This window comes from Streptococcus parasanguinis (assembly GCF_016648855.1).
GTDB classification, from domain to species: Bacteria; Bacillota; Bacilli; order Lactobacillales; family Streptococcaceae; genus Streptococcus; species Streptococcus parasanguinis_L.
Map to the genome: position 1 here is coordinate 181,020 of NZ_JACLQU010000001.1, position 24,369 is coordinate 205,388.

At 42.5% G+C, this 24,369-nt stretch carries 26 protein-coding genes; 4 read left to right on the plus strand and 22 right to left on the minus strand.

Going from position 1 to position 24,369, the window contains the following annotated elements; all coding sequences use genetic code 11:
• The first annotated feature begins 307 nt into the window (after positions 1-307).
• Complete coding sequence (gene trkA, locus H7T92_RS00855) at positions 308-1,663, plus strand: Trk system potassium transporter TrkA (RefSeq protein WP_201036733.1); 1,356 nt, start codon at positions 308-310, stop codon at positions 1,661-1,663.
• A 5-nt stretch (positions 1,664-1,668) separates the two neighbouring features.
• Positions 1,669-3,108, plus strand: coding sequence for a TrkH family potassium uptake protein (locus tag H7T92_RS00860; protein ID WP_024055210.1), 1,440 nt, complete (start codon positions 1,669-1,671; stop codon positions 3,106-3,108).
• Between the two features lie 75 nt (positions 3,109-3,183).
• Here H7T92_RS00860 and yidD read toward each other — a convergent pair whose 3' ends face one another.
• From yidD to H7T92_RS00930, 14 genes are all read right to left on the minus strand, one after another.
• Positions 3,184-3,426, minus strand: a complete 243-nt coding sequence (yidD, locus tag H7T92_RS00865; RefSeq protein WP_042766312.1) for a membrane protein insertion efficiency factor YidD — start codon at positions 3,424-3,426, stop codon at positions 3,184-3,186.
• Complete coding sequence (locus H7T92_RS00870) at positions 3,423-4,154, minus strand: pseudouridine synthase (protein WP_003005375.1); 732 nt, start codon at positions 4,152-4,154, stop codon at positions 3,423-3,425. Before H7T92_RS00870 ends, yidD begins: the two co-directional genes overlap by 4 nt.
• Complete coding sequence (gene scpB / locus H7T92_RS00875) at positions 4,144-4,713, minus strand: SMC-Scp complex subunit ScpB (protein WP_009731504.1); 570 nt, start codon at positions 4,711-4,713, stop codon at positions 4,144-4,146. Before scpB ends, H7T92_RS00870 begins: the two co-directional genes overlap by 11 nt.
• Positions 4,697-5,416, minus strand: coding sequence for a segregation/condensation protein A (locus H7T92_RS00880; RefSeq protein WP_013904016.1), 720 nt, complete (start codon positions 5,414-5,416; stop codon positions 4,697-4,699). The genes scpB and H7T92_RS00880 overlap by 17 nt, the downstream gene beginning before the upstream one ends.
• A complete protein-coding gene (gene xerD / locus H7T92_RS00885) occupies positions 5,416-6,147 on the minus strand; it encodes a site-specific tyrosine recombinase XerD (RefSeq protein WP_201036734.1) in 732 nt (243 codons plus the stop codon). The genes H7T92_RS00880 and xerD overlap by 1 nt, the downstream gene beginning before the upstream one ends.
• A complete protein-coding gene (cbpB, locus tag H7T92_RS00890) occupies positions 6,144-6,605 on the minus strand; it encodes a cyclic-di-AMP-binding protein CbpB (RefSeq protein WP_201036735.1) in 462 nt (153 codons plus the stop codon). The genes xerD and cbpB overlap by 4 nt, the downstream gene beginning before the upstream one ends.
• A complete protein-coding gene (locus H7T92_RS00895; protein WP_201036736.1) occupies positions 6,602-7,123 on the minus strand; it encodes a metallophosphoesterase in 522 nt (173 codons plus the stop codon). The genes cbpB and H7T92_RS00895 overlap by 4 nt, the downstream gene beginning before the upstream one ends.
• Positions 7,099-8,076, minus strand: a complete 978-nt coding sequence (locus H7T92_RS00900) for a nucleoside-triphosphate diphosphatase (RefSeq protein WP_201036737.1) — start codon at positions 8,074-8,076, stop codon at positions 7,099-7,101. Before H7T92_RS00900 ends, H7T92_RS00895 begins: the two co-directional genes overlap by 25 nt.
• The gene (gene racE, locus H7T92_RS00905; RefSeq protein ID WP_013904021.1) at positions 8,073-8,867 is read right to left on the minus strand and encodes a glutamate racemase; all 795 of its coding nucleotides are present in this window, start codon (positions 8,865-8,867) and stop codon (positions 8,073-8,075) included. Before racE ends, H7T92_RS00900 begins: the two co-directional genes overlap by 4 nt.
• Positions 8,868-8,944: 77 nt before the next feature.
• A complete protein-coding gene (locus tag H7T92_RS00910; RefSeq protein WP_049514904.1) occupies positions 8,945-9,190 on the minus strand; it encodes a YneF family protein in 246 nt (81 codons plus the stop codon).
• Positions 9,191-9,245: 55 nt separating this feature from the next.
• Positions 9,246-10,496 (minus strand): diaminopimelate decarboxylase, encoded by a 1,251-nt coding sequence (locus tag H7T92_RS00915; RefSeq protein WP_201036738.1) that lies wholly within the window; start codon positions 10,494-10,496, stop codon positions 9,246-9,248.
• A gap of 95 nt (positions 10,497-10,591) precedes the next feature.
• On the minus strand, positions 10,592-11,278 hold the full coding sequence (locus tag H7T92_RS00920) for a Bax inhibitor-1/YccA family protein (RefSeq protein ID WP_003008369.1): 687 nt from the start codon (positions 11,276-11,278) through the stop codon (positions 10,592-10,594).
• Between the two features lie 28 nt (positions 11,279-11,306).
• Positions 11,307-11,798: an HDIG domain-containing metalloprotein gene (locus H7T92_RS00925; RefSeq protein ID WP_049482905.1), complete on the minus strand. Its 492-nt coding sequence runs from the start codon at positions 11,796-11,798 to the stop codon at positions 11,307-11,309.
• Between the two features lie 82 nt (positions 11,799-11,880).
• Complete coding sequence (locus H7T92_RS00930; protein ID WP_201036739.1) at positions 11,881-12,627, minus strand: TrmH family RNA methyltransferase; 747 nt, start codon at positions 12,625-12,627, stop codon at positions 11,881-11,883.
• 73 nt (positions 12,628-12,700) lie between these two features.
• Between H7T92_RS00930 and H7T92_RS00935 the strand changes: the two genes are divergently transcribed.
• Both H7T92_RS00935 and yidC read left to right on the plus strand, forming a co-directional pair.
• Entirely contained in the window at positions 12,701-12,979 is a 279-nt protein-coding gene (locus H7T92_RS00935; RefSeq protein ID WP_023918900.1) for an acylphosphatase, read from the plus strand.
• 77 nt (positions 12,980-13,056) lie between these two features.
• Positions 13,057-13,974 (plus strand): membrane protein insertase YidC, encoded by a 918-nt coding sequence (gene yidC / locus H7T92_RS00940; protein WP_003008377.1) that lies wholly within the window; start codon positions 13,057-13,059, stop codon positions 13,972-13,974.
• 153 nt (positions 13,975-14,127) lie between these two features.
• Here yidC and greA read toward each other — a convergent pair whose 3' ends face one another.
• From greA to der, 8 genes are all read right to left on the minus strand, one after another.
• Positions 14,128-14,610: a transcription elongation factor GreA gene (greA, locus tag H7T92_RS00945; RefSeq protein ID WP_003005389.1), complete on the minus strand. Its 483-nt coding sequence runs from the start codon at positions 14,608-14,610 to the stop codon at positions 14,128-14,130.
• A gap of 57 nt (positions 14,611-14,667) precedes the next feature.
• The gene (mltG, locus tag H7T92_RS00950) at positions 14,668-16,197 is read right to left on the minus strand and encodes an endolytic transglycosylase MltG (protein ID WP_463260732.1); all 1,530 of its coding nucleotides are present in this window, start codon (positions 16,195-16,197) and stop codon (positions 14,668-14,670) included.
• Between the two features lie 59 nt (positions 16,198-16,256).
• Positions 16,257-16,766 (minus strand): GNAT family N-acetyltransferase, encoded by a 510-nt coding sequence (locus tag H7T92_RS00955; protein WP_201036796.1) that lies wholly within the window; start codon positions 16,764-16,766, stop codon positions 16,257-16,259.
• 12 nt (positions 16,767-16,778) lie between these two features.
• Complete coding sequence (locus H7T92_RS00960; RefSeq protein ID WP_201036741.1) at positions 16,779-17,195, minus strand: GNAT family N-acetyltransferase; 417 nt, start codon at positions 17,193-17,195, stop codon at positions 16,779-16,781.
• A gap of 81 nt (positions 17,196-17,276) precedes the next feature.
• Positions 17,277-18,611, minus strand: a complete 1,335-nt coding sequence (gene murC, locus H7T92_RS00965) for a UDP-N-acetylmuramate--L-alanine ligase (RefSeq protein ID WP_201036742.1) — start codon at positions 18,609-18,611, stop codon at positions 17,277-17,279.
• 9 nt (positions 18,612-18,620) lie between these two features.
• Positions 18,621-19,271 carry a hypothetical protein gene (locus H7T92_RS00970; RefSeq protein ID WP_003017389.1) on the minus strand — a complete coding sequence of 217 codons (651 nt, stop codon included), beginning with the start codon at positions 19,269-19,271 and terminating at the stop codon, positions 18,621-18,623.
• A 55-nt stretch (positions 19,272-19,326) separates the two neighbouring features.
• A complete protein-coding gene (locus tag H7T92_RS00975) occupies positions 19,327-22,425 on the minus strand; it encodes a DEAD/DEAH box helicase (protein ID WP_201036743.1) in 3,099 nt (1,032 codons plus the stop codon).
• A 609-nt stretch (positions 22,426-23,034) separates the two neighbouring features.
• Positions 23,035-24,345, minus strand: a complete 1,311-nt coding sequence (der, locus tag H7T92_RS00980; protein ID WP_031575509.1) for a ribosome biogenesis GTPase Der — start codon at positions 24,343-24,345, stop codon at positions 23,035-23,037.
• Between the last annotated feature and the right edge of the window lie 24 nt (positions 24,346-24,369).

Genomic DNA, 24,369 nt, shown 5'->3' on the forward strand with positions numbered 1-24,369 from the left:
AGCCACACTGCCCGGAGTCAAGCTCAGCAAACAGCGTGGTTACAGCTTCATTAACTTAACTCACAACAGGTTTGAGGTAAATCAACGAAGGTACTTTCTAAGTATAACACTTTTGAAGCTCCTGTCAATAGTTTTTTTAGATTTTTTTAAGAAACTTTACCAAAGTTTTCAATCCCTCCTCGTTCTACTCTTTTGACGATTTTTCCTACTTGTTCTTAGCTTCTCAAAATTCCACCAGAAAATCCTTAAAAAAGATGAATTTTTCTTGAAAATAGAGTATGATAGAAGCATACTCTGGAGGTATTCTATGAAAATTATTGTTGTTGGTGGAGGAAAGGTCGGAACGGCCCTTTGTCGTTCTCTCGTTGCTGAAAACCACGATGTTATTTTGATCGAAAAAGACGAATCCGTTCTTAACCATATTACCAAACGGTTTGATATCATTGGAATTTTAGGAAATGGGGCAAACTTCAAGATCTTGGAGCAAGCAGATGTTGAAGACTGCGACATCTTCATTTCCATGACCGAGTACGACGAAGTGAACATGGTTTCTGCTGTTTTGGCTAAAAAAATGGGGGCCAAAGAGACCATTGTTCGGGTGCGGAATCCAGAATATTCCAATTCCTACTTCAAGGAAAAAAATATATTGGGCTTCTCCCTGGTTGTCAATCCTGAATTACTGACTGCTCGTTACATTGCCAATATTATTGATTTCCCAAATGCGCTTTCTGTGGAGCATTTTGCCAATGGTCGGGTAGCCTTGATGGAATTTAAGATCAAGCCAGATAGCAATCTCTGCAATATGAGCCTATCCCAATTCCGAAAGAAATACGGAAACGTCATTGTTTGTGCGATCGAGCGTGGCAATGAACTCACGATTCCAAATGGAGACTTTGTTTTGCAGCCCCAAGACAAGATTTTCGTGACAGGAAATCGGATCGAGATCGTTCTCTTCCACAACAATGTCCGACCTCAAGTCATTAAGAGCATGATGATGATTGGTGCCGGAAAAATTGCCTACTATCTGCTCAATATTCTCCAGGATGTGCGTCGCAAAATCGATCTCAAGGTCATCGAGGTCAATCGCGAACGAGCTGAATTCTTTAGTCAAGAATTCCCTGACCTCTATGTCGTCCATGGAGACGGAACCGCTAAAGACATTCTTTTAGAAGAGAGTGCCAATAACTTTGATGCTGTGGCTACTTTGACAGGGGTCGATGAAGAAAACATCATCACCTCCATGTTCTTGGATTCTGTCGGAGTCAAAAAGAACATTACCAAAGTCAACCGAACCAGTCTGTTGGAGATCATTGGCGATCAGGATATGACCAGTATTGTCACTCCAAAACGCATCGCTGTAGACACCATTATGCACTTTATTCGCGGGCGCTACAATGCACAGTTCTCGAACTTAGAAGCCTTGCACCATGTCGCAAACGGCCGGATTGAAACCTTGCAGTTCCAAATTAAGGAAGACAATAAACTAACCCAATATCCCCTCTCTGAATTGAAATTGAAAAAAGGCGTCTTGATCGCTGCCATTATTCGAGACGGCAAGGCTATTTTCCCAAATGGAGATGACCGTTTGATGGTAGGAGATCGGATTATCGTAACTACCTTGATTCAAAATGTCACAAAAATCTACGATCTACTTGAGAGGTAAGCCTGATGAATAGAAGCATGATTCGTTACCTCTTGTCCAAGCTCCTCTTAATCGAGGCAGCTCTCCTGATCGTTCCCTTAGTCGTCGCTACGATCTATCAGGAACCTGCCAAGGTCTTTGTCTCTATTGGGGCAACCATGGCCATCTTACTTGGGCTGGGGCTACTTGGTAGTTTTCACAAACCAAAGGACTTTCACATTTATGCTAAAGAAGGAGTCCTGATTGTAGCCCTCTGTTGGATCCTCTGGTCCTTCTTTGGCGCCCTTCCCTTTGTCTTTTCGGGACAAATTCCCAACATTATCGATGCCTTCTTTGAAGTCAGCTCTGGCTTTACAACAACAGGGGCAACGATATTAGATGATGTGGGTGTCCTCACCCATTCTCTCCTCTTTTGGCGCAGTTTTACCCACTTGATTGGGGGGATGGGAGTATTGGTCTTCGCCCTTGCAATTATGGACAATAACAAGAACAGCCACCTTGAAGTCATGAAGGCAGAAGTTCCTGGTCCAGTTTTTGGGAAGGTCGTTTCCAAATTAAAAAACACAGCTCAAATCCTCTACTTCTTGTACTTGGGCTTGTTCTTCCTTTTTGTGGTTCTTTATTTCCTTGCCGGCATGCCCCTTTATGATAGTTTTGTCATCGCCATGGGGACGGCTGGAACCGGGGGCTTTACCGTTTTTAACGACGGAATTGCCCACTACAATAGTAGTTTAATCACCTATTTGGTCAGTATCGGGGTTTTAGTCTTCGGGGTTAACTTTAACCTCTACTACTTCCTCATGATCCGAAAATTCAAGGCCTTCTTTAAAGATGAGGAATTGCGGACCTATATCACCATCGTCCTCGTGTCCAGTGTCTTGATCGCTTACAATGTCCTTCATCTCTATGCCAATGTCGCTAAGAGTTTTGAAATTTCTTTCTTCCAAGTTTCCAATATCATCACCACTACCGGTTTTGGTTATGGAACGACGGAAAAATGGCCTCTCTTTTCACAGTTCATCCTCTTGATGCTGATGGTCATCGGTGGTTCTGCTGGATCGACCGCTGGGGGGCTTAAAGTCATTCGGTGCTTGACCTTATGGCGAATCGCAAAAAATCAGGTTCTTTCGACCTTGTCTCCGAATCGCGTTCTAACCTTGCATGTCAATGATACGGTATTGGATAAGGATACACAGCATCAGATCCTCAAGTACTTTACGATATACAGTTTTATCACGATCGGCTTGCTCTTTGTAGTCAGTCTAGATAATAATAACTTCATGACGGTTGTCAGTGCTGTTTTTAGTTGTTTCAACAACATTGGACCTATGATCGGAACAGGTCAAACCTTCTCCATCTTTAGTCCGATTTCAAAACTGTTACTTTCCTTAGCCATGATTGCCGGACGGCTTGAAATCTATCCAATGATTCTTCTCTTCCTCCCTAAAACATGGTCTAAACGCTGATAGACAACTCTTTTACAAAATCAACACCCTTAGAAAAATAATTTCTAAGGGTGTTTCTGTTTATTTGCGATCGTCCTATTTTGATTCTTCATTTCGCTTCAGACTAAAATGGTCTGGCAAGGGGTCCGGTCCTGCTTTGGTTCCAGGATGGCAACGTAGAATCCTCGCAATCCCCATCAAGACACCTTTCACACCAAAACGTTCAATCGCTTGGATCATATAATTGGAACAGGTCGGTTGAAAGCGACAAGAAGGCGGAAATAGGGGAGAAATCCATTTTTGATAGCCTCTGACCAGTGCAATCAGGATTTTTTTCATGCTTTTTTAGATTTAGTTACTGCTAGATTGTGCAGTTGGCTGATTTCTTTTTTGTTCAAGCGACGGTATTCACCCGGACGTAGTCCTGAGACGTCCAAATTTCCAAACTGGGTCCGGGAGAGTTTATCCACTAAAAGTCCGACAGCTTCAAACATCTTTTTAACCTGGTGGTTGCGCCCTTCATGAATAGTCAACTGAACCACTGAACGATTCTTTTCAACATCCACTTTTAAGATTTCGTAAGTCGCTGGCTTAGTTTTCTTTCCATCAATGGTCACCCCTCGCGTCAAGGGACGCAAGTTTTCCTTATTGGCAATCCCTTTGACACGCGCCACATAGACCTTATCAATTTCATTGCGCGGGTGAATCATCTCATCTGTAAAATCACCATCATTGGTCAAAATCAAGACACCAGATGTATCCCAGTCCAAACGTCCCACTGGGTAGATACGCTCTGGCACTTGAGATAAAAGGTCAACGACTGTTGTCCGCCCTTTATCATCAGATACACTAGAGATGACGCCACGTGGCTTATTTAAAAGATAGTAGACCTTTTCTTCGTTGTAGATTGGAGTGCCTTCTACTTCAACCTGATCACCGGTCTTAATAATAGTCGCTAATTCACGCACAACTTGGCCATTTACTGTAACCAAGCCTTGCTTGATCAGTTCTTCGGCCTTGCGACGACTAGCCACGCCTGCATGGGCAATATATTTGTTAATTCTCATCTAGTTCCTCTGTTCTCTCTGAAAATAATTGACCTTCCTCTGGATCAATGTCCACTTCCTCAACCTTTGGTAATTCCTCCAAATGATTGATTCCCATATAATCCAAAAAATACTCCGTCGTGACATACAAATTGGGACGCCCGAGGACTTCTTTTTTCCCATCCTCTCGGATCAGATCAAATGACAGTAGTTTGGTAATGGCACCGCTGGAATTGACACCCCGAATATCATCGACCTCCACACGGGTGATTGGTTGCTTATAAGCAATGATTGATAAGGTTTCGAGGGCAGCCCGAGACAAACTTTGATTCATGGGCGTTCTAGAATAGTCTCGTAAAACTGAAGCGTAGTCTGCCTTTGTCACCAATTTATAACGGGAAGCTGTCTCCATCAAACACAGACTGGTATCTGTGTCCTCCTGGTATTTTTGGCTTAATTTTTCTAAACTTTGCACCACACCTGTCGGAGGTAAAGAGAGAAGGTCTGCGATTTGTCTGGCAGTAATTCCTTCTTCACCTGCTACAAATAAGAGTGCTTCAATTTCAGCTAATTTGCTCATGTTCAATCCTATTTAAGTAAATTTCTCCAAAAGCCCTATCCTGGATCACCGTTACTTCTTGAATCTTGATCAATTCAAGGGTTGCAAGAAATAGAGTAATGACCTCTTGGAGATCCGTTGCTTCTAGAAACAAGTCCTGCAAGAGAACTTGTGAGCGATCGTGGAATCGGTGACGCAGCTGGTCCATCAGATCCTCAATCTTGTATTCATCCTTTACAATGGTCGTATGGTTCTGACGGAATTCTTCTTTTTTCTTGGTCAATAGTTTTGAGAAAGCCAAGAAAAGATCCACCGTTGTACGATCGTGAAGCAATTCCGTATCGTCGTAGACCAATTCCATCTTGGGTTTTGAATAATAGAGGGCGCGCTCCTCGTGCTGTGAGGCCATCAACTCTCCTAATTGCTTGTAAGTACGGTACTCTTCCAATTGAGAAAGGAGGTCCTGCTCGAGATCCTCTGCTTCATCCATCTCCTCTGCAACCTTAGGAAGAAGTCTTCGACTCTTGATCAAGGTTAGTTGACTAGCCATCAGCATGTATTCCCCTGCTACCTCTAGTTTCATCGCCTGGAGAGTCGCCAGATAAGCCAGATACTGTTCGATCACCTCAATCAAGGGGACCTCATAAATATCCATCTGGTATTTAGAGACCAAGTGGAGCAAGAGGTCCAAAGGCCCTTCAAAATCTTTAATTTTAATATCCATTATTTATATTTTTCTAATGTCACCATGGTTTTTAGGCCCAATTCACGCGCAATACTAAAGAGATCCACACCGAGTTCACGTTGTTTCAAAATATATTGCTCACGAATCGATTGCGCCGAAAGGTCTTGATTGCCTTTTTCGATCAAGAAGGCTTCTAATTGTCGGAATCCCCACTGACGGGAGTAGCATTTTCCTTTATTATCAAAGAGATAAATACCATCTAAGAAGAGTTGCAACTCATCCAGTAAAGGCTCTGGAACTTTTAAAACCCGTTTTTGGCCATCTTTGCCCACTCGAATGACATGAAAGTCCAGCTGAATATCTTCGACTTTGACTTGGAGGATCTCACTTGGCAATAAGCCCATCTCCAGAATCAACAAGGCCATCAAGCGTCCCTGTGGGTTAGTTGATTCTTCCCAAAAATGGGTCAGATCCAACAATTCCCGATCATGGGTCTTGGCCGGTTGAATTTTAGGCAATACCAAACGATGGTATTCAGAAATAAAGCGTTCTTGATACAAATAATATAAAAATTGGTTGACGGCGGATAATTTTCGTTTTTGAACCGCCGGTTTAAAATCTTTAATCGAAGCTTGGTAAATTCTCAAATTCGTCTGCGTCACTTTCCCATGGATCGACTCAATAAACTGGTCCAAATCATAGAAATAGGCTGACTGAGAATTTTCACTTAATTCTTTTTGATCAATAAAACTTGCAATAAATTCTTTCATTTTGGAATCATCTCGTATTCATTTGAAAAATCATGCAGGAGCGAATTGATGGCTTTAAGAATCGATTTCCGTGTAATAATCCCTTGGAAATAGCCTTCTTCATCCACCACCGAAAGGAAGGAGTCATCCACCAACTTGTGAAGAACTTCTGTCAAATTGAAGTCTAAGCCGATGACCCCGACCTCCTTCTTTGCAACGTCTACGATATCCATCGAAGCAAAAGTCTCCTCAGGAATCTCATGTTTCAATTGATAAGATAGAATATCCGTTAGGGAGATCGTCCCCACAAACTTGCGTTCATCCGTCACTACCGGAATACGACTATAGCTAATCTGGCTCAACAACAAGACAGCATGGTCTACATTGTGGGTATCAATCAAGACCGCTAAATTTTTGGCTGGAGTTAAGAACGTCTCTTCCTGTGCCAGCAAGAAACGTTCAAATTCCTTTGCTATCATCTGCTAAACTCCTTTGTCAATTCAGGATACAACTCATGATCTCGCGTATAATACTCTACCTTGTAATTAGAATCATCTATCTCAATTTTAGCATAGAGACACTCTCGAATCAGACCGCGTGGCTGACTGATCGATCCAGGATTCACAAAGAGGGTTCTTCCTTCCTTCCAAGCATCTGGGATATGAAGGTGGCCGTAAAGACAGATATCTGCTTCTTCCTCTTGGGCCCACAGATCCAATTTTTGAAAACTAAAATTGATCTGGAAGAGATGCCCATGGGTCTGGATGATTCGTGTTGGCCCTAGTTGGGTCACCAAGCGTTCTGGATAGCCATCATAAAAATCCATGTTTCCTTGGACAACGTGAATCCCTTCCCAGACAGGATCATCACTTTTTAGTTCAGAATCCCCATTGTGAAAGATTCCATCGACCTTGCCTAGATATTTTTCTTTAATTGCTTCAACAACGGAGCGGTCTCCATGCGAGTCACTCATCACGATGATTGTTTGCTTTGCCATGATGGAAATACCTCCAATAACTTTTTAACAGCTAAAGCACGATGCGATTGTGTATTTTTTTCTTCAAGTGTTAATTCAGCGGCAGCACGGCCCGTTTCCCCAACTAAGAAGAGCGGATCATAGCCAAACCCGTTTTCACCCTTAGGTTCAAAATTAATATACCCTGGCCAATCAGCCTCAACGACTAAGCTTTCCTTGCCCGGTCTTGCAACCACCAAGGTTGTATGGAACTGGGCTGAACGGTCTTTCAAATCAAAAACCATGGCCAATTCGTGCAACAATTTCGCATTGTTTTCCGCATCTGTCGCACCTACTCCAGCAAAGCGAGCTGACCAAACCCCTGGTAAGCCTCCTAAGATATCTACCTTCAAACCTGAATCATCCGCTAAGACTGTTTTCCCAGTTAGCTCTGCGATGGTTTCAGCTTTTAGGCGGGCATTCTCCTCAAAGGTCATCCCTGTTTCTTCGACTTCTGGAAGCTCTGGATACTGATTGAGGTTTTCCACTTCAAAGCCTAGCTTTTCAAACATATTACGGAATTCTTTGGTTTTTCCCTCATTTCGAGTTGCAATAAGAATCGTATCTTTGACCTTGTCTTGACCCAAGAAGGCTTCCAAATCCAGCCCATCACTTGGCAAATGCAAATAGAGCAATTTCCCTTTTTCAACCAAGAGTAAGGCTCCTTGACGCTGGATAATTTCAAAAGATCTTCCCTTGACTTCATTCAAGATTTCAGTCAAAAAGGTTAGGAAACGAAAGGCTGATCCATAGCGCATCACCGATAGATTGAGAGGAAATCCTCCAGGATCCTTGGCAAAGAGAAGTTCCAGCTGGTCTAAAAGAGTGGAAGCTTCCGCAGGAACTTGACTAAATTGGTTGTAGTCTGCATCTTCTCCCCATTGGGCAATATACCAATCTTGGGAATCTTTGTACTCAAATAGTTTGTCACTCATAAATTTACGTGCTCCACATTCACTGAACGTTCTAGCCATTTTTCGGCAATCGCTGCAAAGCTATTGGCATTTGCAGTGGTATAAAAGCGGTGGGTCTGCTCTAAGAGTTCGCGGCTCTTATTGAGCTCAAAATAGTTTAATAAGACGGAAATATCCCGAACACACTCCGCTCCACTATCAATCAATTTGACATCCGGTCCCATCACATTTTGAATGATCGGTTTTAAAAGGGGATAATGGGTACATCCCAAGACTAAGGTATCAACCTTTCCAACTAGTGGTTTTAGGGTTTCGTAAACCACCTTTTTGGTCACACTGGATGCCAACTCGTTGGATTCCACTAAAGGAACAAACTTGGGACAAGCTAAACTGGTGACTTTCATATCTGGTGCCAGACTTTGAATCTTCTCTTTATAAATTCCAGAAGAAACCGTCATCGGTGTCCCAATCACCCCAATTTTTTGATGGGTCGTTGATTTAATGGCTGCAGAAGCTCCGGGCAAAATCACTCCCAAAACAGGAATATCAAGTTTTTCCTTGACTTCTTCCCAAACCACTGCAGTCGCTGTATTACAAGCTAAAACAATCATCTTGACATTTTTGGTCAGAAGGAAGTTCACCATCTGCCAAGTATACTCGCGAATTTGGTCTGCTGGTCTAGGACCATAAGGTGCACGCGCTGAATCTCCAATATAGACGACATCTTCGTGAGGAAGCTGACGGAGCAATTCGCGGACAACAGTCAGGCCCCCTACTCCAGAATCTAAAAAACCAATCGGTCGGTTATCCATATCTCTTCCTTCCAAAAGGAGGGACTAAGAAATTCCTCCAAGCCCCTCTCATTTATTATCGTGAGATTGCCCCACTCTTATTTTTTCTTGTTTTTCGCCATTGCTGATTTTTGTTGGGTCATAATTTGGCGATAGACTTGTTGAACTTTTGCTTCGCTTGGACGTTGGCCACTCGCACCTAAAAGTGTGCGGACTGCTTCAACATTCAAACGTGGGTTTGATGCAAATTCTTTTTCAAACTGACGACGAAGCAAGAACATTCCTGCAACCATCCCACCAAAGAAAGCTAAAATAATCAACAAAATTCCTAAAAAGAGATTCATACAATTTTCTCCGATCCATTATTTTTACATAACTATCATTATATCAGACAATCGCTTATTTTTCAATGTCAAAGCCGTAGAGTGTCGCAAGATAATCTTCTGGTTTTTCTGCTCGACGAATCAAACGGGCTTGCCCATCTTCTTGAAGCAAAACTTCTGCCGAACGCAACTTGGCATTGTACTGATACCCCATTGAAAATCCATGGGCTCCAGTGTCATGAATCACAAGTAAATCTCCAATCTCCGTCACGGGTAGTTCTCGTTGTTTGGCAAATTTATCGTTATTTTCACAAAGACTTCCCACGACATCGACCACTTCAGTCGGTTCCTCTGGACGATCCATATTGGTAATATGGTGATAAGCACCGTACATAGCCGGTCTAAGAAGGTTCACAGCTGAAGCATCGACGCCCACATAGGTCCGATAGGTTTTCTTTTTATGCGTCACTCTGGTTACCAGAAGACCATGTGAAGCCAGCATAAAGCGACCAAGCTCGGTATAGATTTTCACATGACCAAGTCCTGCCGGTTTGAGAATCTCATCAAAAACGCGATGCACGCCTTCCCCAATAATGGCAATATCATTTGGTTCTTGTTCTGGTTTGTAATTGACCCCAACTCCACCAGAGAGGTTGATGAAGCCCAAGTGGACACCTGTTTTCTCGACGACTTCCACTGCCAATTCAAAAAGTTGACGCGCTAGCTCTGGATAGTAGTCGTTGGATACTGTATTAGAAGCTAATAAAGCGTGAATGCCAAACTCTTCCACACCCAGTTCTTTCAACTCGATAAAGGCTTGGATCAATTGCTCCTTGGTCATTCCAAACTTGGCTTCTTCCGGATTGTCCATAATATCAGTTCCCAGTTCAAAAACTCCACCAGGATTATAGCGGCAAGAAATGACCTTGGGAATGCTAGTCACAGACTTCAAGAAAGCAATGTCTTCATAGGCATCCAGATTGATCGTTGCCCCTAATTCTCTAGCATAGACAAATTCATCAGCTGGCGTGTTGTTAGAAGAAAACATGATCTCTTCTCCACTAAAGCCCAGCTTATCCGCCATTAACAATTCGACATAGCTGGCAGTGTCAACCCCACAGCCCTCTTCTTGCAAAATTTTTAGGATCGATGGGTTAGGAGTCGCCTTGATGGCAAAATATTCCTTAAATCCTTCATTCCAAGCAAAAGCTTGATGGAGGGCACGAGCCGTTTCACGAATTCCTGCTTCATCATAGAGATGGAAAGGGGTCGGAAATTCTTGGGTCAGGCTTTCTAATTGTTCACGGGTTACAAAAGGTGTTTTCATAAGCGCTCATTTCTATACTTTAGTCACTATTAGTATAGCACAAGTCGGAAGACAAAAAAAGCCGAGGCAACTGCCCCAGCTCAATTGCTCTTTGATTAGTCGTTTCTTCCGAAGATACGAAGAAGGCTGATAAAGAGGTTGATAAAGTCAAGATAAAGTTCCAAAGCCATCGCTACTGCCCAACCTGTAGCAGGTTGACCATTTGTTTGATCATAGACATAGCGAATCTTTTGGTTATCCCAAGCTGTCAATCCTGCAAAGAGGAAGACAGAGATGATACTCAAGATATAGTCCATTCCAGAACTTCTCAAGAACATGTTCACAACAGAAGCGATGATCACACCGATCAAGACTCCCATCAAGGCACGTCCCATACCAGACAGGTCTTTTTTCACGACGCGTCCGATAGCTCCCATGACAATAAACATCAAGGCACTGACCAAGAAAGCCTTATAGACAGTCGCTTGCATGTAGCGAGCAATGATAAAGCTCAAGGTAAAGCCATTCAAAGCTGAGTAGATCAAGAAGATTGGAAGAGCAGACGGGCTATTTTTAACAGCCTTCCCACTGGCAACAAAGACCAAGATCAATTCTACAACCACTGCTGCATAGTAAACCATTGGTGCGGTTGTCAAGATTTGTACGAAGAAGTCTTGAAAGACTGTCATCATCAGGCCAGACACAAGGGCTGAAATCCCCACACCGATCCCAACTAATGAGTAGATTTTGTTATAAAAAGCATTCAATCCACTTTGTTCTTGGATTACTGAATCATTATACATATTAACAAGTTCCTTTCAAATTTGTTTACTACGATTTTAACATTTTTCGATGAAAAAATCTCTTTTTAGCCATCTTTTTACGCCAAGGTTCTGAAGCTTCCTTAACAGCCCAGTATTTATCCACCATCGTCACCACGAAGGATTCTTTGTAGCGAGGCGGGGCAAGGGTAGCACCCCACATATGTTTAATAATGATGTCTTCTTCCTTGGCATTGAGATCTGTGATCTTTCGTGCATTTCTCACGGCAATGCGGGGATGGATCCAGGCGTGACTTTTCGTAAACTTGGTCTCGCGCCAATCATAGTAAAAGAGGTCATGCAAGAGGCCACCCCGAGCCGTACTTTTAGCATCCCAACCAAATTTTTTAGCCAGTTTATAACTGGTATAGCTAACATGAATGGAATGCTCCAAACGATTGGAATGAATATGGTGGGGAATGTCAGCTAATTTTTGAACCTTAGGATGCTGGATCAGATGGCCTACATAGGTCATGTATTCTTTGTCACGATGATATTGCATAAGATAACCACCTTTCGTTGATAAGCTCTCCCAATAAGATCTCCATCAACTTCTTCTTACAGGTTAAGTATACTTCTTTTTCTCAAAATTTCCTTAAAGAAAACATCAAAATTCCTGCTGCCACTGCAACATTCAAACTCTCGGCCCGACCTGGCATAGGAATATGAACCAGCTGGTCTGCTTGTGCCGCCATTTCCTGGCTGATGCCATTTCCTTCATTGCCCATAACCAGAATAAACTGATCGGTCTGAGGAAGCTGACGGTAGTCAATGGAAGCTTCTGAAAGCGTCGTTGCGAGAACTGCTAGATGAGATTTCGCAGCTCGTTCCAATAGTTCTTCTCGATCCAGTTTCCAGATAGGAATATGGAAATGACTGCCCTGCATGGATCGAAGGGTCTTGAGACTGTATAGATCAGCGGAGGCTTTCGATAGCATGACACCATCAAAGCCTGCTGCATCTGCTGTTCGAATCATAGTCCCAACATTGCCAGGATCCTGTACATCCTCCAAATAGAGGAAGCGCCCTTGTAGCTGATCCGGAAGCTCTGGCTGCTCTAGAAGAATCTCTGCGACAATTCCTTGCGGAGTCTTCGAATCTGCCAGGAGACTTAAAATCTCCGGAGTCACGACGGTGACTTTTGGGATGTCCTCTACCCGGTCTAAATAGGCTTCTAAAACAAAGACCTGCCGAATCTTCGCATGATTTTCTACTGCCTCTTCAAACAGATGCCAACCTTCAATGAGATAAGAATCTATCCGGTATTTTTTTTGATGTAATTTTTTAGCATTTTTGATTACATTATTGGATTTAGACGTTATAATATTCATAGAACTATTATAGCACAAAGAAAAAGAAGAAATCATGCCTCAGATAGATTTCTTCGAGTCAAGGAGGTTGCACATGCAAAAGGTAAAAATGATTGCCCAAGGACGGGTTCAAGGGGTTGGCTTTCGCTGGGGAGTCTACAGTCTTGCTTTAGAGATCGGTGGGATCACTGGCCGTGTCTGGAATAATGACGACGGAACAGTTGGCATTCTGGCACAGGCAGAGTCTAGTAGCCAAATGGCCAAATTCATTCAAGAAATTCGCAAAGGTCCTACACCTTTTGCACATGTAACTTATTTAGATGTTACGCTCGCAAACTTTGAAAACTATACAGACTTTAAAATTGCAAATTAAGACTAGAGAACTATTGTGTATTTTAAAAAAAAACAGTAGAATAGAAAGGTAACATTTTAAAAAAGAAGGAACTATTTGTGAAAAAAAATAAACTTGCATTACTTGCATCGATGGGACTAGCTTCGCTTGTCTTCTTATCAGGATGCGTGAGTGTCGATCGGAAAACTGGAAATCCGACTGGATTGATCTGGAATCTTCTTGGCCGTCCAATGGGCGAAGCCATCAAATTCTTTGCCAACAACCTTGGCTTGGGCTTTGGGATCGGGATTATTATCGTCACCTTGATCGTGCGGTTGATCATCTTGCCACTTGGTTTGTACCAATCATGGAAGGCAACCTACCAATCTGAAAAGATGAACTACTTAAAACCTATCCTTGGGCCAATCCAAGAGCGCATGAAGAACGCTAGCACACAAGAAGAAAAGCTATTGGCGCAACAGGAATTAATGGCTGCTCAACGTGAAAATGGAGTTAGCATGTTTGGTGGAGTTGGGTGTTTGCCACTCTTGATCCAAATGCCATTCTTCTCAGCTCTCTTCTTTGCAGCTCAACACACCAAAGGGGTAGCAGATAGTAGCTTCCTTGGCATTGCTCTCGGCAAACCAAGCTTGCTCTTGACAGCAATCGTAGCAGTTCTTTACTATATCCAAAGTATGCTCTCTCTTCATGGAATTGAAGATGAAACCCAAAAGGAAAGCATGCGCAAAGCATCACTGATGAGTCCGATCATGATCGGTGTCTTCTCATTGATCTCTTCAGCCGGAGTGACTCTTTACTGGGTAGTCGGTGGGGTGATCCAAATTATCCAACAATTTGTCATCAACTACTTGATTCGTCCAAATCTTCGCAAGCGCGTCGCTGAGGAATACAAAAACAATCCTCCAAAAGCGACTAGTCACCGCGTGAAAAAAGATGTCACACCTACTGCAACGACACAAATCCAACACAAACCAAAAAACAACCGCAATGCAGGAAAACAACGCAATAGAAAGTAGTACAAACTACTAATTCTAGCGGTATACAGTAGCACTTGAACCCAAGGTTCAAGTGCTTTTTTTGATATCGTTCAGTCAGCAAAGAATTTTCACTCTCACAAAAAGATTAAGAGCACAAAAAACAAGCCCTCTTGGAGGGCTTGCGTTTTATAGTTACGCTGTTTTTTCTACGTTCAAAATTTTCACTTGGTAGCTTCCAGCTGGTGTCTCAACAGTGACAACGTCACCTGTCTTCTTACCAATCAAAGCGTGACCGATTGGGCTTTCGTTAGAAATCTTTCCTGCAAAGGCATCTGCCCCTGCTGAACCAACGATGCTGTATACTTCTTCATCTGTTTCGCCAACTTCTTGAACTGTAACGGTTTTTCCGATCGCTACTTCGTCTACTGCAACAGCGTCACTATCGACGATTTCTGCATAACGGATTTTTGTTTCCAAGCTAGAGATTTGACCTTCCACAAAAGCTTGTTCATCTTTTGCCGCTTCATACTCAGAGTTTTCTGAGAGGTCACCATATGAACGAGCGATCTTAATCCGTTCCACCACTTCAGGTCGACGGACCAATTTCAATTCTTCTAATTCTTGTTCCAATTTTTCTTTTTCTGCTAGGGTCATTGGGTATGTTTTTTCTGCCATTATTCTTCTCTTTCTATTATTTGAATGAAAAAGCTGTGGACGCGCCACATGCTTTTTCTAGTTTGAACTTGCTTGTGTCAATTTACTATTGACGTGTTCTTCAACATTTTTATTGTGTTCTTCGTATGTCTTAGCGAAGAAAACTTCACCATTTTCGACATTTGCGACAAAATACAAGTAATCGGTCTTACTTGGGTTCACCGCCGCTTCGATCGCTGATACTCCAGGGTTATCCACTGGGCCAGGCATCAAGCCGGTATTCTTATAAATATTATAAGGTGAATCCAGCTCTGTATTGATCGTTGCATCTTCTTTTAAGGTCGTCTTTTGACCAAGTTTCCCTTCTGCATAAAGAATTGCAATATTACTTTGCAAAGGCATGTCTTGGTTCAAACGGTTATAGAAGACACTCGCGATATCTTTGCGGTCCTGATCCGTCGCCCCTTCTTTTTCAACCAAGGAAGCAAGAGTCAATACTTCGTTTACATTGATGTTCTTGCTCTCAAGTGTTTCATAGTATGGGCTTAAGTTTTGATCCATTGCCGCAAGCATCTGATCGATCATTTCTTTCACTGTGGTATCTTTGCCATAGTTATAAGTTGCTGGGAAGAGATAACCTTCTAAACGGTAGCGAACACCAGAATCCTTACTTGGCAGATTCGCCAAGAGTTTCGGATATTTGGCCACCATCTTCTCAATAAAGGCATCGTCTTGGACAGCCTTCAAGAAATCTTCTTTCTTGAATGGAGTCTTGCCGGCCTTCTTAGTGGAGACATCGGTGGTGATAGCCGTCGCAATCTGATCGATCGTATAACCTTCTGGAATCGTGACCTTTCCAAGAACTGGAGCCTGAGGAGTTTTGGTTCCCTCTTCTTGCAGTTTTTGGATGATGGTTTCTAGATCCATGCTCTTTTGCAAATTGAAATAACCAGATTTGAAATTGCTATAGTTCTTGAACTTGGTATAGTAGTTAAAGAACTGACCATTTTTCACGAGTCCTTTTTTCTCAAGGATCGCGCCAATCTCACGATTACTTGAACCTGCTGGAATCTCAACCGTTACGAATTCTGTTGCATTTTTATCCATCGGCTTGACAGCTGAATGGATATAGGTCACAGCAAAGATCCCTGTAGCCACGATCACAATCAGCAAAAGGCTGACCACTGTCCGCACAATTCGTTTAGCGATTTTATTTTGTTTCTTTTGTTTTTGTTGGCGCTGGTTACGAGAAGAGCGCGATAAGCTTTCCTCTACCGGTTCCTGACTTGGTTCTTTTTTAGCAGGCTTTGTACGCTCACTCTTTTCTTCCACAGCAGGAGTCGCCTTTACCGGCTCCACTGGTTCTTCTTTGGGAGCCAACGCAGATTCTTCTACTTTTGGAGGTAGTGTTGCTTCTTCCTCCTCTTTCAGTGAAGAAGGGGTTTCAATACTTCGATCAGGTAGATCATACTCTTTTTCGATTTTTAGAAGTTGCTCATTGGCCTCTTCTAAGTCTCTGAGGATCTGCTCTTTGAAGCTTAATAACTTCTCACTGTCTTGTGATTTATCAGTCAAATAATTGACCTCCCTCATCATAATCCTTAATATTATATCTTAAAAGATTTAGAAAAGCAATACAAATCGCTCTTCTTCTTCAAAATACCTATTTAATCAAGTTTTTCATTTTCCCAGACCAGATTGTACCAAACTTCACCCGCATATTGGGATTCTGAGAGACCCTCATTGGTAAATCCTTGCTTTTCATAATAAGGAATCAAATAATCATGACAGGTCAAATTGATCCCTTGGCGATTATCTTTCAACGCAATCTCTTTCATCGCTTCAAGCAAAAGGGTTCCCACTCCAAGTCCTTGAGCTTCTTTAGCAATGGATAGACTCGTAATGGAAATAAAGCCCTGTTCTAACTGACTTAGATCTTCAACCTCTGAAAAAGAGGAATCGATCAAATAGCGCTCCAGTCTAACAGGTCCTTCTAAATAGCCTAAAATCTGACCTTGGCACTCTGCTACAAGAAATGTCGTTTGAATCTTTTCGATGTGATCTTTTAAAATCTCACGCGCAATCGCTTCTTCTTCTGAGAAATTCTCAAGCTCAATGCGCTCGATGGCATCCAAATCCTGCAGCTCTGCCTGTCTAATGTGAATCTTTTCTTTCATCATTTACCCCTTCTATCGTTCCCAAACCATACGGACACCTCGATCAGACTCAGCTTCATCTCGAAATCCTTGCTGGGAAAAATAAGATAGTAAGTCTTCTGGGCAATCGATCCAAATGGCTTCCTTTTCCTTTTGAACAGCTAGATCCTTTAAAGCAGCGATCAAAATAGAACCATAGCCTTGACCTTGAAAGGCTGGTCTCACTGCTAATCGAAATACGATTAGGTTTCCTTTTAAAGGCTGGTCTTCTGTCGCCAACAAGTAAGCCACAGCATCCCCCGCCTGCTCTGCAAGCAAAGAAATGGTTTCCTTCGAATCTAGCGCTTCCTCAAGAGTGGCCTTGTGCTTCTTTCCTTCATTGTCATGAAGTTCATCTTCTAGCAATAACAGCTGTTCTTGATCAGCTGGGGTGATTGATCGAATCATCATCCTGCTCTCCTCATTTCATGATTCTTCAGCGGACAGATAAATTTGAGTCTGGAACCAATCGATTCCAGACTCAATCATCTCTTATTGTACACTATGTGTCAAACTAGATAATAAACGCTCAAATGAGTATTCATAGGTTTGAATATCTCCTGCTCCCATAAAGACATAGACTGCATTGTCATGGTCAAGAAGAGGAGAAACATTCTCAGCTGTAATAATCGCTGAACGTTTGACAATTTTTGCTTCCAAATCTTCAACTTTCACATCGCCGTGATCGACTTCCCGCGCAGAACCATAGATCTGTGCCAAGTAAACAGCATCTGCTTGATTCAAAGCTTCAGCAAATTCATCTAACAAGGCAATCGTCCGTGTAAAGGTATGTGGTTGGAAAATGGCCACAATCTCTTTACTTGGGTATTTTTGACGGGCTGCATCCAAGGTTGCAATAATTTCCGTTGGATGGTGCGCAAAGTCATCGATGATCACTGTTCCATTGACTACTTTTTCAGTGAAGCGACGTTTCACTCCAGCAAAGGTCTTCAAATGCTCGCGGACTAAATCTAAGTCAAATCCTGCAATGTAAAGCAAACCAATGACTGCTGTGGCATTCATGATGTTGTGGCGACCAAAAGTTGGGATATGGAATTGCCCCAAATCTTCTCCACGGAAATGAACGTTGAAGGTTGAACCAGTCGTTGAACGAAGCAGGTTGCTTGCCACAAAATCATTCGTCTCCTTATCAAAACCATAGTAATAAATTGGTGCTGATGAGGTAATCCGACGCAATTCTTTGTCTTCTCCGTAGATGAAGAGGCCTTTGCTGATTTGTTTGGCATAATCGTTAAAGGCATTAAAGACATCTTCTAAGCTCGTGAAATAGTCTGGATGGTCGAAGTCAATATTGGTGATGATGCTGTATTCAGGATGGTAAGGCATAAAGTGGCGTTCATACTCATCTGATTCAAAGACAAAGTATTTGGCTGCTGCAGAACCACGACCTGTCCCGTCACCAATCAAATAACTGGTATCAGTGATATTTGATAAAACGTGAGAAAGCATCCCTGTTGTTGAGGTTTTTCCGTGTGCTCCGGCAACTCCCATGCTGACGAATTCTCGCATAAATTCACCAAGGAATTCATGGTAGCGTTTATAGGTTAGGCCATGCTCATCTGCATAAGCGATTTCCACATTGTTATCTGGACGGAAAGCATTCCCGGCAATGAGGATCTTGTCGCCTTCCAAATTTTTCACATCAAATGGATAAATTTGAATTCCTGCTTGTTCCAAGCCACGTTGCGTAAAGTAATACTTTTCAACATCTGACCCTTGAACCGTATGTCCCATTTGGTGAAGCATGAGGGCTAAAGCACTCATCCCTGCTCCTTTAATTCCAATAAAATGGTATGTGTTAGACATATTTTCTCCTTATTCTTGATCTAGATGGGTTAAATCCAATTCTTGTTTGATTGGCTGTGGTTTCAACTTGTGTTGATCTTTATTGTATATTTGGCTAGTCTTTAAGAAATCATAATTGTTTTTCTTTTCAGTCGGTTCTGCCACTTCTGGTTCTCCTGCAGATTCGAACTCTGCAAGGATCAACTGATCTTGTCGCAATCGTTTGCTATATTTCAATAATTCGCCTGGGTTTTCCTTTTGGAAGGGAGCCGTTGGCTGACCGGGTTTCCGTTCTGAAATAAACGGTTTTTTCCGCTTACTTGTGGTAGCTGCTGGATCCGTTGTCAGATAGGGGGCTGTGCGTTTCTTTTTCAGATCTTCACGCGCACGCTCTCTCGCTTCCTCTGCATAACGATTGGCTGGACTTTTTTTATCAATCGGCTCTTTAAAATCAGGTTTTCTTACTGGCCGTCTTTTCGGTAGGGGCTCTTCTAGTGGTTGGTGGTAAGGATGCTTAGGTTTGGTATTTTCAGCAATCGGTTGCCATTCCAAATAATTTTTATCCACATAGTCGCCTGTAATGTTACTAATCAAATCTGTTTCATCATACAGGTTCATGTGAGGCATCTCTGTTAACATCAACTCATTATCCCCTACTTGAGGAAAATATTTTTCTGTCATGCTTTCTTCCTTTCGACACTCCATTAATTATAAACTATTCACAGAATTTTTCAAGCTATTCTGACTGAATTCCAAGAATCTCACGAATTTCCTCAACCGATAAACTAGATCGTGTTTCCGTTCCATCTAAAATCGTTGAGACCAAGTGTCTTTTGGAAGCTTGCAGTTCTTGGATTTTTTCTTCAATCGTACCACGAGTGATCATGCGGTAAACTTCAACATTTTGTTCCTGTCCCATTCGATGGGCACGTCCAATAGCCTGGTCTTCCACTGCAGGATTCCACCACAAATCGACTAAGATGACCGTATCGGCACCAGTGAGGTTCAATCCAACCCCTCCAGCCTTCAGAGAAATGAGAAAAGCATGGCGCTCACCCGCATTAAAAGCATTGGTCATTTCTTGACGATCTTTAGCGGGAGTGGATCCCGTGATTTTAAAGGAGGTCATGCCAAGCTGGTCAATTTCCTGCTCTAGGATATCCAGCATGCCTCTAAATTGAGAGAAGATCAAAACCCGGTGTTCGCCATCCTTGATTTGACCCAAAAGATCTCGAAAGCTCTCCAATTTCCCACTATCTCCCTGATAGTCTTCCATAAAGAGGGCGGGGGTATCACAGATTTGGCGAAGGCGCATGAGACCCGAGAGAATTTCCACCTTACTCCGATTTAGTTCTTCCTCGCTAGAGCTTCGAACCCGATCTTGAATTTGTTTTAATTGAGTCAAATAGATCGTTTTTTGACTTTCATCCAACTCATTGTGATAGGTTGTTTCAATCAAGTCCGGTAATTCTTGGAGCACTTCATCTTTTTTCCGTCTCATGACGAAAGGTTTGACAAATCGCGCAATGGTCTCAGGACTCAACTTTTGAAATTCTTTTTTAGCTGGGAAGAGCCCTGGAAGGACAATTTGGAAAATGGACCAGAGTTCACCCACATGGTTTTCAATCGGTGTCCCAGATAGGGCAAATACGTGCGGAACGTCAAAGCCACGTAAGTGTTGGGCAATCTTGGTTTGGGCATTTTTCATGACCTGGGCTTCATCTAGAATCAAGTACTCATACTGATTCTTCTGGTATTCCTCCACATCTTGACGGAAAGACGCGTAACTAGTGATAACTGCCTGTGGATTGGTTGCGATGAGTTCATCTCGGTGCTGCTTGAGACCATAGACGACGGCCACCTCCATCTGAGGAGCGAATTTTGAAAATTCTTGTTTCCAATTGTAGATGAGACTAGATGGAGCTAGAATCAAGATTTTAGTTTCTTTTTTTGCAACACTAGTCAAGAAGGAAATGGTCTGCAGAGTTTTACCAAGCCCCATATCATCCGCTAAAATACCACCAAAACCATAATGATTTAGCATGGAGAACCATTTGACCCCTGTTTCTTGGTAATCCCTTAGGGTCGCTTGGATTGTCATCTGAGGGAGTTGGAAGTCTTCTGGATGAGTCAGATCATGAGCTAAATTTCGAAATTCTTCTGAAAAATGAACATTGTCTTGATCTGCCAACAAATCAGATAGCTGATAAGCGGCAATCCGGCGGGCTTGTAGTTTCCCACCCTTGCTCATTTTCGCCCGCAAATCTGCTAGGGCTCGACTGATCTTCTTGGTTTCTTCATCAAAAACAAGGACCTTCCCTGTATGGCTGACAAAATAATCTGCTTGCCCCACTAGAGCTTTGAGGACCTGGTCCACTTCGGCTGGATCCACACTTTCAAAGTCAAAACCGATCTCCAGTAGACTGCCATTGGTTTTAACATCAATTTTTGGACGCTCCACTTGATAAAGATCTAAAAGGCTATCAGAGAGGGTAACCTCTCCTAAGGCTTCAAAAGTCGGGATCTGTCGATGAAAGAATGGATAGATTTGCTCACTTGATAACGGACTTCTTTGGGAAGAAAAGTCGTCTGTAAAACCTGCTGCTAGCATGGTTGAAAAGACTTCTTGCTCCTTATCGAAATCACTGGAATAAGGAAGATTGAGGAGTTCCTCACGCGTGGTCACCACACGATCCTGGTATTGAAAGACTACATCCAGTAAAACAGTCTGGTCCTGTGCTAGATCAAAATGAAATTCCGGAGTGAAATCGTGGATTAAAAAGCTGGTCGGTGCGGTTATTTGTCCCAGTTTTTTGAACTCTTTTAAACTATAGGAAAGTTTGGTCTGATCCGTTGGATCAAAATGCAGGCGTTTTTTGCGATCCTGATCCATTGGTAAGTCTTGAATGGCCTTCCATAGGGTCCGCTGTTGGGGCGTCAGGTGATAGAACACTCCATTTCGAAACAGGTAATTAGCCGACTCGACAACCTTCACTTGAGGCTCCGTAATGATCAATTCGTAAAAATCACCATGGTCTTCCACCTGAAAATGAAAGAGATCTTCCTCCCCATGGACATCCTGAAAATAGACTTCAGAAAAATCATACAAGCTATATTGCAAGAGGAAGGAATCCAAATTCATCAGTAATTCTACAGCTTCTTCAAAGAGAGTCGGTGGAAAATAAAGATGGCGCCCAGCATTGGGAAAGAAATCTTGCTCTTTCGATCCACTATCTGTGACCAAGCCTTGTAGGAAATTGATCACATCCTGACTAGACCCATCAAATTCTAAGTAAGAAATGGGTTCATAGTAACTTTTGCCAATTGCAAAGTGGCCTTCTTTCTGAAGGGTCTGCAAAAAAGCTAGCACATCTCTGATTACATAAGAGCGCTCGTCTGGCAAGCGACGAATGCGAAGGGTCCACAAGAATTGACCAGAGTATTCATCCTCCTGCCCAACTGCTGATAGGACATAGCGAGTTTCTTTCTTTTCGATTTTTGGAAGGACCTGGTCTAAAAACAAACTTCCAAAAGAGACCTTCTCCTGCGTTTCTTCAGTCGCCGTGGCGTCTTCTTCAAGGCTTGTAAGAGCAGCTTTCCCACTGTCATCATTCTTCAAAAAAGCTTCTACAGCTGCTAGATGCGTACAGAATTTTTTCTTTTGAAAGAAAGCGCAGCTACAAAAAACGACATCGTCATCCAAACTGTACCGCAAGCTTTCTTCTTCCACCCGAAAATACAGGTATTTTTCTTTTACTTCCTGAAGGGAAACTTTCCCAGCTTCATAGAGAAGGCTCCCTTGTGAACGAACCTTCCCAGGAATTAATTTTGCCATGTTTACCACCTTAGATTAATCCCTTTATTATACCATATTTAAGATAAAATTAGAAAAGATAATTTTACTATTAAAAGGATTTTAACTTACTTTTAGAAAAAAACTGAGACAGTCTTGTCCCAGCTTTTCACCTGATTTCGTAACAGAGTTACCTCAATCAGCTATCCATGATTTTTTTCTTTTAACTGTTTGAGCGAACATTAGACAGAATAGGTAAATAGAGAGGAGAAAGATCCCGATAGCCCACAGAAAAAGACAAAAAACAAGACCTATTGTTTAATAAAATCCCCAACAATAGGATCAAGAGCTCCAAGCTTACGATCGAACCGAGAAACAAGAGATACAGATAGATTTTAAATAATAAGTATACAAACCTAAAGCTCTCATGATCTTCATGAGTTTACTCTACTCATCCTTAAAAAAAGCATAAGGAATATAGAATATCCGGACTATGAAACTATGCATCTGACTATCCTCCACTTCATTTTACCAGCTTATTAAAAAAAGCAACGCTTATGCGCTACTTTTAGTTGTTTTCATAGTTGGAAGAATAAGCATTTTATCATTTGAAATATCCTTCTCCACTTTGATCCATTTGTCTCGTATTCCCTACTTCCGTTTCCGCGCAATCAAATGGATTGGAGTTCCTTCAAAAACAAAGGCCTTGCGAATTTGGTTCTCCAAGAAACGGAGGTATGAGAAGTGCATCAGTTCTTCTTCATTAACAAAGACCACAAAAGTTGGCGGCTTGGTTGCCACTTGTGTCGCATAGAAGATCTTGAGACGTTTTCCTTTGTCGGTCGGCGTTGGATTAATGGCAATGGCATCCATAATCACATCGTTCAAGACAGCTGAAGGAATCCGTGTATTTTGACTCTCACTGATCTGTTTGATCATCTCTGGCAACTTGTGCAAGCGTTGTTTGGTCAAGGCAGAGACAAAGACAATCGGCGCATATGAAAGGTATTGGAATTGATCGCGAATGTCATCTTCCCACTGCTTCATGGTATGGTTGTCTTTTTCAATAGTATCCCATTTGTTGACAACAATGATCATCCCTTTACCAGCTTCATGAGCAAAGCCAGCGATCCGCTTATCATACTCCCGAATCCCTTCTTCGGCATTGATAACCATCAAAACCACATCTGAACGGTCGATGGCACGCATGGCACGCATGACAGAATATTTCTCAGTGTTTTCATAGATTTTACCAGATTTGCGCATACCAGCTGTATCGATCATGGTAAATTCTTGGCCATCTGCATCGGTAAAATGGGTATCGATAGCATCCCGTGTGGTTCCAGCAACAGGGCTTGCGATGACCCGGTCTTCTCCAAGGATCGCATTGATCAAGCTTGATTTCCCAACATTTGGACGACCAATCAAGCTAAATTTGATGATATCTGGATTTTCTTCTTCTGTGTCATTCGGAAGATTTTCGATGATGGCATCGAGAACATCCCCAGTTCCGATCCCGTGGACAGAGGATACCGGTAGTGGCTCACCCAGTCCTAAGGCATAAAAGTCATAGATATCATTGCGCATCTCTGGGTTATCCACCTTGTTGACTGCAAGAATCACCGGTTTATGGGTCTTATACAAGATACGAGTGACATATTCATCCGCATCCGTGATCCCTTCTTTTCCAGAAACAACAAAGACGATCACATCTGCTTCGTCCATGGCAATTTCTGCCTGATGCTTGATTTGCTCCATAAATGGGGCATCTACGTCATCAATTCCCCCCGTATCAATGATACTAAATTTTCGATTCAACCACTCAGCTGTTGCATAAATGCGGTCACGAGTGACTCCTTCTACATCCTCAACGATGGAAATCCGCTCACCGGCAATCCGGTTAAAGAGCGTCGATTTTCCGACATTGGGACGGCCTACAATCGCAATAGTTGGTAGGGCCATGATTTCCTCTTTTCTAATGAAAGG